The sequence below is a fragment of the Sphaerisporangium sp. NPDC005288 genome, assembly GCF_040607475.1.
GTDB classification, from domain to species: domain Bacteria; phylum Actinomycetota; class Actinomycetes; order Streptosporangiales; family Streptosporangiaceae; genus Sphaerisporangium; species Sphaerisporangium rhizosphaerae.
The window spans coordinates 1-16,487 of record NZ_JBEXGT010000053.1; the positions used below are offsets into that span (position 1 = coordinate 1).

Here is a 16,487-nt window from a genome sequence, read left to right on the forward strand (position 1 = left end):
AGACCGTCGACCCCTGCAACCTGCAACTGCTCTACCAAGGCCGCAGCCCCAGCTCCAACGGCGTCGACTACGGCCTGCTGCCCTACCGCCCGGGCGTGCTGACCCTCCAGCGCTGAGCCCCGACGAGACCCGCCCCGGGTGCGGCGGACCTGACCCCGCCGCACCCGAGGCGCCGCCCGCCGGTGCCGCACCGCGGCCCGGCGGGCCGCAAGATCGCGGACGTCGAACCCCGCGGCGTCAGTGACTCCCGTCGATCCGAATCCCCCTGGAGGGCTTCCGTGCGTGCCAAACGATGGCGGCGCCTGCTCGTGGCCGCGACAGCCGTCTTTCTCAGCCTCGCCGGAGTCATGACCGCGGTCTCCGCCCAGGCCGCCGCGGGGTGCCGGGTCGGCTACACCGTGACCAACCAGTGGCAGGACGGCTTCGGCGCCAACGTCGAGATCACCAACCTGGGCGACGCGGTCGACGGCTGGCGGCTCACCTGGTCGTTCCCCGCCGGGCAGAGCATCACCCAGTTGTGGAACGGGACCTCCGCCCAGTCGGGCTCCCAGGTCACCGTGACCAACGCCGCCTACAACGCCGCCATCCCCGCGGGCGGCAGCGTCTCCTTCGGGTTCAACGGAAGCTGGACCGGATCCAACCCGGCGCCGACCGACTTCGCCCTCAACGGCACCACCTGCAACGGCCCCGCCACCCCGACGCCCACCCCCACGCCTACGCCGACCCCGACGCCGACCGTCACCCCGACGCCCACGCCCACGCCGACGGTCACCCCCACGCCGACGCCCACCCCGACTCCTACGCCGACCCCCACGCCGACCCCCACGCCGACGCCGACGGGCCCGTGGCCGCCGTCGTCGCAGTACGCCAACCCGGTGTTGTGGGAGGACCTGGCGGACATCGACGTCTTCCGGGTGGACGACACCTACTACTACTCGGCCTCGACGATGCACTACTCGCCGGGCGCGCCGATCCTGCGCTCCTACGACCTGGTCAACTGGGAGTACGCCGGCCACTCGGTGCCCAAGCTGGACTTCGGCTCCAAGTACGACCTCAACGGCGGGCGGGCCTACATCGACGGCGTCTGGGCGTCGTTCCTGAACTACCGCAAGAGCAACAAGACGTTCTACTGGGGCGGCTGCATCGACTTCAGCAAGACCTACATCTACACCGCGAGCTCGGTCGAAGGGCCGTGGAACCGGCACACCACGATCAACAAGTGCTACTACGACGCCGGCCTGCTGATCGACGACAACGACACGATGTACGTCTCCTACGGCAACACCAGCATCAGCGTGGCCCAGCTCTCGGCCGACGGGAAGTCCGAGGTGCGCTCCCAGCAGGTGTTCCAGACGCCCTCCAGCGTCGGCACCCTGGAAGGCTCCCGGATGTACAAGCGGAACGGGAACTACTACATCTTCCTCACCCGCCCGGCCAACGGCCAGTACGTCCTGAAGTCCTCCAGCCCGTTCGGACCGTACGAGATGCGCCAGGTGCTGCTGAACATGTCCGGGCCGATCTCCGGTGGCGGCGTGCCGCACCAGGGCGGGCTGGTGCAGACCCAGAACGGCGCCTGGTACTACATGGGCTTCCAGGACGCCTACCCCGGCGGCCGGGTGCCGGTGCTGGCCCCGATCACGTGGACCTCCGACGGCTGGCCCACCGTGCAGACGGTCAACGGCGCGTGGGGCACCAACTACCCCTACCCCAACGTCCCGCGCCCGCCGCGCCAGGTGAAGCCGCCCACCGGGACCGACACCTTCGCCGGGACCACGCTCGGCCCCGAGTGGGAATGGAACCACAACCCCGACACCACCAAGTACAGCGTGAACAACGGTCTGCGGCTGCAGACCGCCACCGTGACCAACGACCTGTACGCCGCCCGTAACACCCTGACCCATCGCATCCTCGGCCCCACCTCGACGGCGACGATCGAGCTGGACTACTCGGCGATGCGGGACGGGGACCGGAGCGGCCTGGCGATGCTGCGCGACTCGTCGGCCTGGATCGGCGTCAGACGCGACAACGGGCAGATCCGGGTGGTCATGACCAACGGCCTGAGCATGGACTCCAACTGGAACACCACCGGCACCGGCACCGAAGCCGCGAGCGCGGCGGTCTCCGGCGGACGGATCTGGCTGCGCGTCAACGCCGACATCCGCCCCGGCACCGGCAGGCAGGCCCGCTTCTCCTACAGCACCGACGGAACCAACTTCACCACCCTCGGCCCGGCCTTCACCATGGGCAACGCCTGGCAGTTCTTCATGGGGTACCGCTACGCGATCTTCAACTACGCCACCCAGTCGCTCGGCGGAGCCGTCACCGTTCCCCGGTTCACCATGACCACCCCCTGACGGACCCCCACACCACGGGCCGGCGCGCGCCCGCGCCGGCCCCTCCTCCCTCGATGTCCTGGAGCAGAAGTGTCCCCCTCATCACTGAGCCGCCGTCAGCTCTTCCAGGCCGCGGGCGTCGCCGTCGCCGCCTCCGCCGTCTCCACTGCCGGGCAGGTCGCCGGCGCCTCGGCCGCCTCGGCCGCGGTCGCCCCGGCCCGGCCCGACATCGGCGTGTCGGCGTACATGTTCGACCTCGGGCAGGTGCGGCTGACCTCCGGCCGCTGGCTGGACAACCAGAACCGCACGCTGTCGTACCTGCGGTTCGTCGACGTGGACCGGATGCTGTACGTCTTCCGGGCCAACCACCGGCTGTCCACCAACGGCGCCGCCTCCAACGGAGGATGGGACGCGCCCTCGTTCCCGTTCCGCAGCCACATGCAGGGGCACCTGCTCACCGCGTGGTCCCAGGCCTGGGCCGTGCTGGGCGACACCACCTGCCGGGACAAGGCCACCTACATGGTCGCCGAGCTGGCCAAGTGCCAGGCGAACAACGGCGCGGCCGGGTTCGCCTCCGGATACCTGTCCGGCTTCCCCGAGTCCGACTTCAGCGCCCTGGAGGCGCGCACGCTGAGCAACGGCAACGTGCCGTACTACGTCATGCACAAGACCCTGGCCGGCCTGCTCGACGTATGGCGCCTCATCGGCAGCACCCAGGCCCGCGACGTGCTGCTCTCGCTCGCCGGCTGGGTGGACCAGCGCACATCCCGGCTCAGCTCCAGCCAGATGCAGAACATGCTGGGCACCGAGTTCGGCGGCATGAACGCGGTGCTGACCGACATCTACCAGCAGACCGGCGACGGGCGCTGGCTCACCACGGCGCAGCGCTTCGACCACGCCGCCGTGTTCAACCCGCTCGCCTCGAACCAGGACCAGCTCAACGGCCTGCACGCCAACACCCAGGTGCCGAAGTGGATCGGCGCGGCGCGGGAGTACAAGGCCACCGGCACCACCCGCTACCGGGACATCGCGAACAACGCCTGGAACATCACCGTCGGCGCGCACACCTACGCGATCGGCGGCAACAGCCAGGCGGAGCACTTCCGGGCGCCCAACGCGATCGCCGGGTACCTCACCAACGACACCTGCGAGCACTGCAACAGCTACAACATGCTCAAGCTGACCCGCGAGCTGTGGCTGCTGAACCCCAACCAGGCGTCCTACATGGACTTCTACGAGCGGGCGCTGTTCAACCACATCCTCGGCGCGCAGAACCCCGCTGACAGCCACGGGCACGTCACCTACTTCACCCCGCTCAAGCCCGGCGGCCGCCGCGGGGTGGGCCCGGCGTGGGGCGGCGGCACGTGGAGCACCGACTACAACTCGTTCTGGTGCTGCCAGGGCACGGGCGTCGAGGTCAACACGGCCCTGATGGACTCCATCTACTCCTACAACGGCACCACGCTGTTCGTGAACATGTTCCAGCCCTCCACCCTGAACTGGTCACAGCGCGGGATCACGGTCACCCAGACCACCTCCTACCCGGCGAGCGACACCACGACCCTGCAGGTCACCGGCGGCGCGGGCGACTCCTGGACGATGCGCGTGCGCATCCCGTCCTGGACCACGGGCGCCACGATCAGCGTCAACGGCACCCAGCAGAGCGTGGACACCACCCCCGGCTCCTACGCCACCCTCACCCGCTCGTGGACCTCCGGCGACACCGTGACGGTGCGCCTGCCCATGCGGGTGGTCATGAAGGCCGCCAACGACAACCAGAACGTCTCGGCGATCACCTACGGGCCGCTCGTCCTGTCGGGGAACTACGGCAACACCTCGCTGTCGTCGCTGCCGAGCCTGAACACCTCCTCGATCACCCGGACCAGCACCACGGCGCTCACCTTCACGGCGACCGCCAACAACGCGACGGTCAACCTGATCCCCTTCTACGACGCGCAGGGGCACAACTACACCGTCTACTGGAACGCCAACGGGCAGAGCGGAGGCGGGACGACGAGCTACCGGCTGGTCAACGCCGCCAGCGGTCTGGTCCTCGGCATCCAGAACATGTCCACCGCGGACGGCGGCCTCGCGCTGCAGTGGACCGACAGCGGCACCGCCGACCACAACTGGGTGATGGTCACCGACGGTGACGCGGTGCGGTTCCGCAACGTCAACAGCGGCAAGGTGCTGGGCGTGGAGAACATGTCCACCGCCGACAACGCCCGCGTCCTGCAGTGGTCCGACAACGGCACCGCCGACCACCGGTGGACCATGGTCAACAACGGCGACGGAACCTACAAGATCCGCAACGTGAACAGCGGCAAGCTGCTCGCCATCCAGAACAACTCCACCGCCAACGGGGCCCAGGCCGTCCAGGACTCCGACAACGGAACCGCCGACAACCGGTGGCGGCTGGTCGCCAACTAGACCCGCCGGCCGAACCGGGAGCCGGTCGCCTGGGCGAGAGGCACCGTTCAGGGGACCACACCGAGCGCCGGGCCGCGTTGGCGGCCCGGCGCTCTTCCATGCCGGACGCCCGGTGGCGGGGCGCTCGTCCGTCCCGGGCGTCCGGCGGTCCGGAGGTGCGGCGGTGCGACGGAGCGGCAGGGCCGCGGGCCGCGGGCCGCGGGGAAAGGCCCCGGCCGCCGGTGGGCGCCGGCGGCCGGGGCGGGGGGTCAGCGGACGCCGATGGTCCGGCTGCCCAGGACCTTGGGCGCGGTCGCCGGGGTGCCGGTGACCGGCCAGTAAGGCAGGGCGGTGGTGGGCGCCGAGGCCCGCTGGATCAGATAGGACGTGCCGGCCCGCGTGGGAACGGCGAAGGTCGTCCCGGTCTGATCGCTCAGCACGGTGGCGCCGGAGCCGTCCACGACCGTGACGTTCTGGCCGGGCCAGGGGTTGCGTACGGTGATGGCGCCGTCCGCTCCTGCCTGGACCGCGACGGTGACCAGGTTGCCGTTGCGGATCTGGACGTGCGCCTTGCCCTTGTGCTGGATGTACACCGTCCCGTCGGCGCTCCAGGTGCTCGGCCAGCCGGGCGCGACGCGCAGCGTGCCGTCATAGTCCTGGACCAGCGCCTCGCCGATCGCCGCGGCGGTGACGCCCATCTGCTCCAGGTACGGGTTGGTCGTCTTGCTGACATCCCAGCTGGCGAACCCGTTGGCGAAGACCTGGTACTTGTTGACGTTGGCGATGAGGGCGGTCCTCATGTCGTTGCCCAGGCCCAGCCGGGCCGCGTGCAGCGCGTCGTAGCTCCAGTCGGTCTCGGTGATGTAGCTGCGGTGGCTGAAGGTGCGCTTGGCCAGGTCCGACTGGTTGCCGCTGTCGCCGATCAGGTTGTAGGGCCACACCGCCTCCAGGCCGAGGTTCTCCACGTTGTGCCTGGCCGCCGTCGGCTGGGCGGACAGGGCGATCATGTCGTTGCCGCCCGCGTCGCTGGACGGGGTGAGCACCTGGGTCTGCCCGAAGTCGGTGCGGGGCAGCGGCCGGATCTTGGGGATCGCCGCCTGCAGCCGGCCGACCAGGTCCGAGTCGAGGCCGAGGGTCTGCGCCGCCGACACCGTGACCGGGAACAGCGCCTGCATCGCGGCCACGTCGGTGACCGGGTCGTTGACCGCCCACTGGGTCTCGTGGGCGTTGGAGGTGGTGTGCAGCAGGCCGTCGGATCCGGTCTTGGCGTGCGACAGCAGGAACTTGGCCGAGTCCCGCATGACGGGGTAGTTCGCCGACAGGAACGAGCGGTCGTCGGTGGCCAGGTAGGTCTGCCAGATCCACAGCCCGATCTCGGCGCCGCTGGTGACGGTCTGGGAGTTGTACGACGGGGCGATGCGCGACTCGCAGGACTCGTTGCCCGAGTACCAGGTGCCGTTGCCGTTGAACCGCATCGTCTCGGGCACGCAGATGCCCTCGTGACCCGGGTAGTGGGCGCTGGTCCAGGCCGTGATGTTGCTCAGGTTGGTGCGGTACAGGGTGAACATCGGCGAGTTCAGGGCGAAGGCGCCGGCCGAGAGGTTGGCCTGCATCATCATCCGCAGGTTCCAGAACCAGTACCCCGCCGGGTACCAGGGCTGGGTGTCCTGGCCGACGTTGAACAGGTTGGCCTCACCGGCCTGGGTGCCGGGGAGGGCGTCCCGGTTGCTCGCGGCGATGCTGAACAGGTACAGCGTCCGCATGTTCTCGAAGTACTCGCCGGACCCGTCGCTGGAGGTGATCTTGATCAGTCCGGTCGAGCTCCAGTAGTCGTGCCACCACGACAGGGTGCTCGCGGCCAGGTCCGCCGAGGCGCGGGTCAGGTCGCCTCCCAGCAGTGTGGTCGCGGTGGTGAGGGCGTTGCCGCCGGTCCAGCCCGGGGACACCACGATGACCCGGAACGAGCCGTCGCCGTTGGGCTGGAAGCTCACCTGCGCGGTCCGCGAGTCGGGGTTGGTCGCCCGGACGTTGCGCCCGCCCGCGCTGAGGCCCGCCATGGTCCCGAACGTCCTGCCGGAGGTGCCGTTGCCGCCGTTGCCGTCGGTCCAGGTCTCCGAGAGCGTCGCCACCGAGCCGGACGCCTGGGCGCTCGGGTTGCGCGGGCTCCACAGCTTCACCTGCGCCGTCTGGGAGCTGTTCGGGTCGGCGCCGGTGACGTCCACCACGAGCTGCGCGGTGTCGGCGCGCACGTAGGCCTTCAGCGTCATGCCGCCGCCGGACTCGTACAGCGTCCCGTCGTACATGTCCAGGTAGCCCTTGAAGTCCGAGGCGCCGGTGAGCCGGCTCAGCCCCGGGATGTACACCTGACCCGGCGACTTGCGGTCGGGGAAGGTGTCGTTGCGGTTCAGCTGCGCGGTGAACCCGTTGGCTCCCCACGCCGCCACTCCCAGAGTGCCGTTCCCCAGCGGGATGAACTGGGTGGAGCTGGTGTTGGCCCGGTTGAGCACGATGTTCGACCGGCGCACCACGTTCGGGGTGTCCACCACGAAGGCGCCGTTCTGCCACGCGGTCGTGGTGGCCCCCGGTGACGGAGAGACCGACGGGCTCGGCGTGGGGGTGGGGGTGACCGTCGGCGTCGGCGTCGGCGTCGGCGTGGGGGTGACGGTCGGGCTCGGCGTGGGGGTGGGGGTGGGGGTGGCGGGGCCGTTGCAGGTGGTGCCGTTGAGGGCGAAGTCGGTCGGCGCCGGGTTGGATCCGGTCCAGCTTCCGTTGAACCCGAAGGAGACGCTGCCGCCCGCGGGGATGGCGGCGTTGTAGGCGGCGTTGGTCACGGTGACCTGGGAGCCCGACTGGGCGGAGGCTCCGTTCCACAACTGGGTGATGCTCTGCCCGGCGGGGAACGACTAGGTCAGCCGCCAGCCGTCGACTGCGTCACCCAGGTTGTTAACGCTAACATTTGCTCCGAAGCCGCCGTCCCACTGGCTGGAAACGGTGTAGGTGACACGGCAGGCGACGGCCGCGACGGCGGAGGTCACCGGGGTGACCACGGCGGCGACGGCGGCGAGCGCGGCCACGATGGCCATCAGCGCCGACCGCGGCCGGTGGGGGATGACTCGCATGCGGGTTCCTCGGAGACGGTGGACGGATGCGCGGGACACGGGAGGGTGGTCACGAGCTGTTGTTAGCGCTAACATCCTTGTTCGGTCCGCACGGCGGCTCCGAGCGTGGAAGGCGCTGTGCGCGGAGCCAATCCGACGCCGCGAGGTACGTCAACGATCCGCGCTCGCACCCGTGCGGCGTTCGGGCCCGCACCAGGCCCCGACCTGCGGTTGAGGCCGCGTACACGGCCAAGGCCGTCGGGGCGCGGTCTGTAAGTTTCACTATCGCGGGCATCAACGTACGGATTCCCCGGCCCGGGGCCGGTGCCGCATAACCTGCGACGCCGCGATCGAGGATGTGCGGGCGTGGTCTGCTGCCGGTGACGGCCATCACCGGACAGCGGCCTGCGTGCCCGATGACGACAGAAAGCCTCGCCGCCATTTCGACACGTATTCACGCCGTGTCCGGTGAGCGCGTTTCATGGAGAAGCCGTAAGGGCGGAAATTGGCTGGTGCAAGTTGTTCGCTCTTAAACTACTGGCATGACCGCTTTGGAAGAGTCATCCGCGTTCGGCGCCGAACCGCTGACCATCGCGGAGCTCGCCCAGCTCGCCGGGGTGTCCACGGCGACGGTCTCCAAAGTGGTGAACGGCCGCTCGGCCGTCGCGCCGGAGACCCGCGCCCTGATCGAGGGCCTCATCCGCGAGCACGGCTACCGCAGGCAGCGGCGCCGGATCAACCCGGCCGCCCAGGTGGAGCTGCTGTTCCACGAACTGGCCGGCGACTATCCCACCCAGATCATCAAGGGGGTCGGGCGGGTGGCCCGCCAGCACCGCCTGGCCGTGACGGTCTCCGAGCTGCGCAGCGGCCACGGCAGCGGCGGCGACTGGGTCGAGGACGTGCTCAGCCGCCGCCCGACCGGCGTCATCGCGGTCTTCTCCAGCCTCACCGACCTGCAGCACGACCGGCTCGCCACCCGGGGCATCCCCCTGGTCCTGCTCGATCCCCTGGGCGACCCGGCCCAGCCGGTCCCCTCGGTGGGCGCGGGCAACTGGACCGGCGGGCTCGCGGCCACCCACCACCTGCTCGAACTCGGCCACCGGCGGATCGCCGTGATCACCGGTCCGCCCCACGCGCTGTCCAGCCGCGCGCGGCTCGACGGCTACCGCGCGGCCCTGGACACGGCCGGCGTGCCGGCGGACCCCGACCTGATCTGCCAGGGCGACTTCCAGATCCAGGACGGCGTGACCAACACCCACCGGCTGCTGCGCCTGGCCGACCCGCCCACCGCCGTCTTCGCCTGCAACGACGGCCAGGCCATAGGCGTCTACCGCGCGGCCTACGAGCTGGGGTTGCGCATCCCGGACGACCTGAGCGTCGTGGGGTTCGACGACATGCCCCAGACGCGATGGACGGTCCCGCCGCTGACCACGGTCCACCAGCCGCTCACCGAGATGGCCGCCGCCGCCGCCGACATGCTGCTGACGCTCGCCGGAGGCGAACCTCTGGCGCGCGACCGCATCGAGTTCGCCACCGACCTGGTCGTCCGCGACAGCACCGCTCCTCCCCGGCGCCAGGGCCCGGCGGGGCGACGCCAGGGGGTCAGCCCTTGAAGGCGCCGTCCATGATCCCGGCCACCATGCGCCGTCCGACGAAGACGAACAGGACGATCAGCGGCAGGGTGGCCAGGAAGGAGCCGGACATCGCCAGCCCGAGGTCGATGCTGAAGTTCGTCTGCAGCGCCTTGATCGCGATCTGGACGGTGTACATCTCCGGCGACTTCAGCACCACGAACGGCCACAGGAAGTCGTTCCAGGCGTAGACGAACCCGATCAGGCCGAGAACGAACGCGGCCGGGCGCACCAGCGGGAACGCGATGCGCCAGAAGATCTGCCAGGTGGTCGCCCCGTCGATGCGGGCCGCCTGGAGGATCTCGTCGCTGATGGCGTTGGCCATGTGCTGGCGCATCCAGAAGATCCCGAACGCGTTGGCCAGGCCCGGAACGATCAGCGCCTGCAGGGTGTCCACCCAGCCCAGCGAGGAGATGATCATGTACTGCGGGACGATGGCGAGCTGGGTGGGCACGGTCATCGTCAACACGACGAGCAGGAACAGCAGGTCGCGGCCGCGGAAGCGCAGTTTGGCGAACGCGAAGCCCGCCAGCGCGCAGAACAACGCCTGACCGATGGCGATCGTCCCGGCCACGACCAGGCTGTTGATGATCGACCGGACGAACGGCACGGTCGAGAAGACCAGGCCCGCGAGGTGGAAGAAGTTGCCGCCCGGGACGACTCTGGGGGGCAGCTCCGTGGCCGCCGCGGTGTCGGTGGTGGCGACGACGAACATCCAGTAGAGCGGGAACACGCAGGCGAACGCGGCCAGGACCAGCAGGGCGTAGACCCACCATCGCAGGCGGTCGCCGGACCGCGGTGTCGTCCTACTCATGATGGCTCCCTCATGCCCTCTCCGGGCGGGTCCGGGTGGACAGGAAGTAGTTGAGGCCGGCGAGCGCCACGACCATCACGAACAGCGCCACGCCGATGGCCGCCGCGTACCCGAACTTGAACTGGGTGAAGCCCTGCTCGAACAGGAAGAGGGTCAGCGTCTGGCACTGGCGGATCGGCCCGCAGGTGCTCGGCGCGCTCCGGGAGATGAGCAGGGGCTCGGTGAAGGTCTGCAGCCCGTAGATGGTCGAGGTCACGATGGTGAACACGATGACCGGCCGCAACGCCGGGATGGAGATGTGCAGGAACTGCCGCAGCGTGCCGGCGCCGTCGACGGCGGCCGCCTCGTAGATCGTCCGGGGGACGGCCTGCAGGGAGGCGAGGTAGAGCAGCGCCGTGTAGCCGAACCACCGCCAGGTGATCATCACGGCGATCAGCACGTGGCTGCCCGCCACCGACTGGATGAAGTCGATGTGCCCGATGCCCACCAGGCCGAGCAGCCAGTTCAGCAGCCCGTAGTCGCGGTCGAACATCTGGGCGAAGACGATCGCGGTGGCGGCCACCGAGGTGATGTACGGCACGAGCATCGACATGCGGAAGAGCGTCGCGAAGCGCAGCCGGACGTGGTTGAGCAGGTGCGCCAGCACGAGCGCCACCAGCAGTTGCGGCACGGTCGACAGCACCCAGATGCTGACGGTGTTGCGCGCCGCGTTCCAGAACCGCACGTCCTGGAACAGCCGCGTGAAGTTGTCCAGGCCGACGAACACGTGCTCGCCGATCGGGTTCCAGTCGAACAACGCCACGTAGAAGGTGAACAGCAGCGGGATGAGGCCGAAGATCGCGAAGAGCACGAAGAACGGGGCGATGTAGGCGTAGGGGGCCACCAACTCGGTGAGGCCGCCCCGGGAGGTCTTGGTCACCGGCGCAGGTGGGGGCGGCGCCGCCTTGGCAGGGCTGATGCTCGTCGTCACGGATGTGGTCGCTTCCCCGCCGCCGGTGCCGGGCGTCCGGGACGCCCGGCGCCGGCGGCGCTCGTGGCAGGGGGTCCTAGCCGCCGATCGCGTTCTTGATGTTGGTGACCGCCGCGTCCCACGCCTTCGCGGGATCGCCCTTGCCCTGCTCGACGTTCTGCAGGGCGTTGCCGAACTCCGTGCCGATCGTCGTGCTGTCCGGCCCGATGAGGAAGGGCTTGAGGCCGAGCAGTGAGTCGGTGTAGATCTTGCCGAGGGGCGCGCCGGAGAAGAACGGGTCCTCGACCGAGGTGAGCTTCGGGTCCTTGTAGACCGACGGGGTCGCGGGCAGCGACCTGGCCTGGGCGAAGTGGTCGAGCTGGCCCTGCGGCGACTGCGTGGTGGAGATGTAGTCCCAGGCGGCCTTCGGGTTCTTGGCACCCTTGGGGATGGCGAGGAAGCTGCCGCCCCAGTTGCCCGAGCCGCCGGGGATGGTGGCGACGTCCCAGTCGCCCTTGGTGTCGGGGGCGTTGTCGCGGATGGCGCCGAGCATCCAGACCGGTGCGGCGATGGCGGCGAAGTCCCCCTTCTTCATCGCGGCGCTCCAGCCGTCGGTGAAGGTGCTCTGCTTGGCGGTGATCCCGGCGGCCATTGCCTTGAGCGCCTCGTCGAAGGCCGTCTTGACCTGCGGGCTCCGCTCGTACACCAGACCGCCGGAGGGGTCGTAGTACTTCTCCTGCCCCTGGTTGACCACCTGCGCGAACACGCTCGTGGCGGCGTTGTCGACGAACGCCTTGCCGGTCGCGGCGGTGTACTTCTTGCCGGTCTCGATGAAGGCGTCCCAGGTGGGCCAGAGCTTGCCCACCTCCTCGCGGCCGGTCGGCAGCCCGGCCTTCTTGAACAGGTCGGCGCGGTAGGCGATGGCCATGCCGCCGACGTCGGTCGGGATGCCGATGATCGAGCCGTCCTTGGCCGTGGGCTGGCTGATCACCCAGTCGAGGTAGTCGCCCTTGACCTTGTCGGCGCCCAGCGTGCGCAGGTCGACGAAGTTCTGCGGCTGCTGGACGAACTTGGGCAGGTCATCGCCCTGGATCAGCACCAGGTCGGGGACCTTGCCGCCGGCGAGCGCCGTCGTGAGCGCCTGCGCCGTCTCCTGCGCGTTCCCCACCTCGGTCAGCTTGATCTGGATGTCCGGCCTCTTCGCCTTGTACTCGGCGGCGGACCCCTTCGCGTTGATCCCGGTGAACGACCAGAACTCGAACGTCTTGGCGTCCGCCGCTCCTCCGGAGGCCGTCCCGGTCGATGAGCCGGAACAACCTGCCATGGCGAGAGTGGTGGCCGCGGCGATCGCGGCCACGGAGACGATGCGGGACTTCACGGCGACCTCTTTCACATGCTGTGGTCAGGGGGTTGGGGTCGTCAGAACCGGTACGAGGGGCTGCGGTGCGTTCAGCACCCTTGCGGGGGACGCGAGATCGGAGCGAAGGGGGTGCGGTGCATTTCTGCGCTCCTCACATTTCGGCCGCGAGACCGACCGAAACCAGGCCAGAGCTACACCGATCTATGCCGAGTTCCGCGTCGGCAGGCCTGTTCAGGCCCGCGACTGTGGCACCGGCTGGCTTCGGAGCTCGGCCCGAATAACGGCGGAAGGGTGGGCCGAAAACTGCCGAGCGCCATGCCGATCGTTAGTTCGGGACCCTAGGCCCGGGTCAAGGCGAGCGTCAATAATGTTCAGGCAACACCTCTGAAACAATCGGCTTGTAGCCGCAAGTTTCGGAACTACACTGCGGCCATGAGCGCGATGACAGAGCCCGCCTCTCCCGCAGATCCGCCCCATGCGCTCACCCTCGCGCAGATAGCCGAACTGGCGGGCGTGTCCACGGCCACGGTGTCGAAGGTCCTCAACGGCAGGACCGAGGTGGCCCCCGCGACCCGCACCCTGGTGGAGGGGCTGATCCGCCGGCACGGCTACCGGCGGCAGAAGAAGCGGCCGAAGGCGGCGGCCCTGATCGAGGTGGCCTTCCACGAGATGGACGGCCCGTGCGCCATCGAGATCATCAAAGGCGTCCAGCGCGTGGCGCGCGAGAACCACCTGGCCGTGGTGCTCTCGGAGATGCGCGAGCGGCCCACACCGCCCCGCGGCTGGGTCGAGGAGGTGCTCAGCCGCAGGTCATGCGGGGTGATCGCCATCTTCTGCGAGCTCACCGACGCCCAGCGCGCGCAGTTGCGCACGCGCGACATCCCCGTGGTGCTGGTCGATCCGGCCGGGGCCCCCAACCGCGTGCCGTCGGTCGGCGCCGGGAACTGGTCCGGCGGCCTCGCGGCCACGCGTCATCTCCTCGACCTCGGGCACCGGCGCATCGCCATCATCACCGGGGCGCCCCATGTCCTGTCGAGCCGGGCCCGGCTGGACGGATACCGGGCGGCGATGGACGCGGCCGGGGTGCCCGTCGATCCCGCCCTGGTCGTGGCGGGCGACTTCGACGTGGCCGAGGGCCTGGCCCACGCCCGCGCCCTGCTCGCCCTCCCCGATCCCCCCACCGCGGTCTTCGCCGGCAACGACGCCACGGCCGTGGGCGTCTACCAGGCGGCCGACCAGGCCGGCGTGCGCATCCCGCACGACCTCAGTGTGGTCGGCTTCGACGACCTGCCCATGGCGCAGTGGCTCGTCCCGCCGCTCACCACGATCCGCCAGCCCCTCACCGACATGGCCGCCGCCGCGACCGGCATGCTGGTCGCCCTCATGGACGGCGGCCGGCCGCCGCAGACCCGGCTGGAGTTCACCACCCAGTTGGTCACCCGCCGTAGCACCGCCCCGCCGGCGGCCGGCTGAGCCTGCGAAACATTTTCGCGGAGGTGACGGTTTCCGGCCCCGCGGCGCACTCAGATCTCCCCCGTGGGCGGGCCGGCGGCGGGCGCGGTGAACTCCCGCTCGACCTCCGCGACGACCGTGCGCGTGTTCCACAGCAGCGCCGCCGCCAGTACGGAGGCCAGTAGCGCCGTCACCGCCTCGGTGGCCACCAGTGTCACCCCGCCCGCCACGACCAGCAGGCAGGCGTTGGCGAGGGTCACCGCGGGGCGGCGCGAGAGGAAGTACGCCGCGAGCCGGGCGACGTCCGCCGCCCGGAACGCGAACAACGAGGTGACGACCAGCGCGCCGGCGGCCCACAGGGTGGCCGCCACCGCCACCGCCGCCAGCAGCGCCGCCCACCACCCGGGCACGCCCGCCGCGCCGAGGTTCGCCAGGGTCGTGGCGACGATGGCCATCCAGACCAGGTACGGGATCCACAGCTTCAGCACGCCGCCGAGGTTGGCCCGGTACCCCCGCCAGAACGCCGCCGCGGGCCGCAGATCGGCGAGGTCCCGGCCGCGGCGGTGCAGGGCGTACAGGGCGGCGGAGAGCGCGGGACCGACGGGCAGGGCGCAGGCGACCGCCAGCGGCAGGTTGCCGGCCGACCGGTCGAGCAGGACGAGCCCGGCCAGGCCGGGCAGGGCGGCGGCCAGGAACGACAGCTCGACGACCAGCAGGGTGTACACCAGCGCCGAGATCCTCGACAGAGGGCCCTCGCCGAATCGGCGCCCGGCCGCCGCCTCGCTCACCCGTGGTCCTTCTTGAACCGCTCGTAGGCGGTGGTGACCAGGGTCATGTAGGTGGTCATGTTCTTGCCCTCGAGCTCCTTGACGTAGGCGTCCCACTCGCCCAGGTCACGCTCGCCGAGGATGAACTTCAGCGTGTTCTGGGTGACGTGGTCCTTCAGCGGCGTCTCCCACAGGGAGGCCTGCTCGCGCTCCTCGTCGGTGAACGGGTGCGGCGGCTCCACCGGCCACGGCTTGCGGGCGTTCATCACGTTCTGGAAGGCGACCTCCTCCTCGGAGAAGGTGGAGTTCAGCAGCTTGGTGGTGCCGCCGTAGGCGAAGACGCCGTTGGAGAAGCCGAAGTCCTTCTGCAGGTGCTTGGGCGCCCCGGGGTTGAGGCCGACGAAGTCGACGTCCTTGGCGAGCTTGTAGGCGCCGGAGGAGTCCTTGGTGAAGGTCGTGCCCTCGACGCCCCACTTGGCGAACTCCTGGCCCTGCTCGGAGTACCACAGCCAGTCGATGAACTGCATCATGGCGACGAAGTTCGGGTTCTGCAGCGCCTTCTTGGAGATCATCACGCCGTTCTCCAGCCGGCTGCCGATCTTGTACTCCCCGACCGGGCCGATGGGCACCGGGATCTTGGCGATCTTGGCGCCCTCGACGGTCTTGTACAGCGTCGGGCGGTAGTCGTTGATCAGCGACTGCGCGTTGGTGCTGATGACGAATGACTTGCCGGAGTTGAACTTCTGCTCGGCCTGCTCGTCTTGCTGGGTGAAGCTCTCGGGGTCGAGCAGCTTCTCGTCCACCAGCTTGCGCAGGTACTCGATCATCTGCTTGTACTGCGGCATGGCGCCGGTGTAGACGAACTTCCCGGCGGTCGCGTCCCAGGTCGCGTGCTGGTACTCCCACCCGCCCTTGGCTCCGTAGGCCTGGGCGATGAGCTTGAGCAGGTTGCCGCCCGGGTTCGGGACGCTCCATCGGTCGGTCATCGGGTACAGATCGGGGTACTCCTTCTTCATCGCCTTGAGCATGGCGTAGAAGTCGTCCAGGGTCTTGGGCACCTCCAGCTTCAGCTTGTCCAGGATGTCGGTCCGGACGGCGAAGGTGTAGTCGGCCCAGATCTCCTCGTGCATCCCGGGCAGCAGGTAGAAGCGGCCGTCGGACTGCCGCAGGGTGTCCAGCTCGGGCTCCATCCGCCACTTGGCGACCGCGGCCTTGAAGTTCGGCATCAGGTCCAGGTAGTCGCTGACCGGCAGGACGGCGCCGGAGGCGACGAACGCCTCCTCCTGCGGGTGGTAGGTCTTGGGGATGATGAGCGGTGCCTGACCCGAGCCCACCAGCAGGCCGCGCTTCTTCTCGTAGTCGCTCAGCGGCACCGCGACGGGCTTGATCGTCACGTTGGTCCGCTTGGTGAGCTCCTGCCAGAACAGCCAGTCGTTCTTGAGCGGGTAGAACGGGTGGTTGTTGTAGAGCACGTCGAACGAGACCGGCTGCGTGGCCTTGAACTGCTGGCCCACGCCGTAGCTCGCCATCGCGCCCGCCTTGTTCCCGGACTGGCCGGCGGCGCCCTTCTTCGGAGCCTCTTCCTCACTGCAACCGGCGAGCACGAGAGTGAACGCGCCCAGACCGATGATCGCCTGACGTCGTGAGATGTCGCGCATTTGGGGGGTTCCTTTG

Annotated in this window: 9 protein-coding genes and 1 pseudogene; 4 read left to right on the top strand and 6 right to left on the bottom strand. The window is 69.6% G+C overall.

The features are described from left to right. Positions 1-278 precede the first annotated feature (278 nt). Positions 279-2,354 carry a family 43 glycosylhydrolase gene (locus ABZU32_RS35105; protein WP_354929436.1) on the top strand — a complete coding sequence of 692 codons (2,076 nt, stop codon included), beginning with the start codon at positions 279-281 and terminating at the stop codon, positions 2,352-2,354. Between the two features lie 69 nt (positions 2,355-2,423). Then, a complete protein-coding gene (locus ABZU32_RS35110; protein ID WP_354929439.1) occupies positions 2,424-4,763 on the top strand; it encodes a beta-L-arabinofuranosidase domain-containing protein in 2,340 nt (779 codons plus the stop codon). A gap of 248 nt (positions 4,764-5,011) precedes the next feature. Here the strand turns inward: ABZU32_RS35110 and ABZU32_RS35115 are convergent. Beyond that, positions 5,012-7,936, bottom strand: a pseudogene (locus ABZU32_RS35115) (cellulose-binding domain-containing protein). A 446-nt stretch (positions 7,937-8,382) separates the two neighbouring features. Here ABZU32_RS35115 and ABZU32_RS35120 point away from each other — a divergent pair. Next, a complete protein-coding gene (locus tag ABZU32_RS35120; protein WP_354929442.1) occupies positions 8,383-9,453 on the top strand; it encodes a LacI family DNA-binding transcriptional regulator in 1,071 nt (356 codons plus the stop codon). On the opposite strand, the gene ABZU32_RS35125 is transcribed toward ABZU32_RS35120, so the two are convergent. From ABZU32_RS35125 to ABZU32_RS35135, 3 genes are all read right to left on the bottom strand, one after another. Then, positions 9,443-10,285, bottom strand: coding sequence for a carbohydrate ABC transporter permease (locus ABZU32_RS35125; protein WP_354842952.1), 843 nt, complete (start codon positions 10,283-10,285; stop codon positions 9,443-9,445). The two genes, ABZU32_RS35120 and ABZU32_RS35125, sit on opposite strands and share 11 nt — an antisense overlap. A gap of 10 nt (positions 10,286-10,295) precedes the next feature. Then, positions 10,296-11,255, bottom strand: a complete 960-nt coding sequence (locus ABZU32_RS35130; protein ID WP_354842954.1) for a sugar ABC transporter permease — start codon at positions 11,253-11,255, stop codon at positions 10,296-10,298. Positions 11,256-11,331: 76 nt separating this feature from the next. After that, complete coding sequence (locus ABZU32_RS35135; RefSeq protein ID WP_354842957.1) at positions 11,332-12,612, bottom strand: extracellular solute-binding protein; 1,281 nt, start codon at positions 12,610-12,612, stop codon at positions 11,332-11,334. Positions 12,613-13,026: 414 nt separating this feature from the next. On the opposite strand from ABZU32_RS35135, the gene ABZU32_RS35140 reads away from it, so the two are divergent. Continuing rightward, positions 13,027-14,067 (top strand): LacI family DNA-binding transcriptional regulator, encoded by a 1,041-nt coding sequence (locus tag ABZU32_RS35140; protein WP_354842960.1) that lies wholly within the window; start codon positions 13,027-13,029, stop codon positions 14,065-14,067. A gap of 50 nt (positions 14,068-14,117) precedes the next feature. On the opposite strand, the gene ABZU32_RS35145 is transcribed toward ABZU32_RS35140, so the two are convergent. Together ABZU32_RS35145 and ABZU32_RS35150 are read right to left on the bottom strand one after the other, a co-directional pair. Then, positions 14,118-14,834, bottom strand: a complete 717-nt coding sequence (locus ABZU32_RS35145) for a hypothetical protein (RefSeq protein WP_354929445.1) — start codon at positions 14,832-14,834, stop codon at positions 14,118-14,120. After that, on the bottom strand, positions 14,831-16,471 hold the full coding sequence (locus ABZU32_RS35150) for an extracellular solute-binding protein (RefSeq protein ID WP_354929448.1): 1,641 nt from the start codon (positions 16,469-16,471) through the stop codon (positions 14,831-14,833). Before ABZU32_RS35150 ends, ABZU32_RS35145 begins: the two co-directional genes overlap by 4 nt. Positions 16,472-16,487 lie beyond the last annotated feature (16 nt).

Coding starts and splice junctions, on each gene's coding strand:
- ABZU32_RS35140 (WP_354842960.1), top strand. CDS start 13,027: ATGAGCGCGATGACAGAGCCCGCCTCTCCCGCAGATCCGCCCCATGCG.
- ABZU32_RS35150 (WP_354929448.1), bottom strand. CDS start 16,471: ATGCGCGACATCTCACGACGTCAGGCGATCATCGGTCTGGGCGCGTTC.
- ABZU32_RS35120 (WP_354929442.1), top strand. CDS start 8,383: ATGACCGCTTTGGAAGAGTCATCCGCGTTCGGCGCCGAACCGCTGACC.
- ABZU32_RS35125 (WP_354842952.1), bottom strand. CDS start 10,285: ATGAGTAGGACGACACCGCGGTCCGGCGACCGCCTGCGATGGTGGGTC.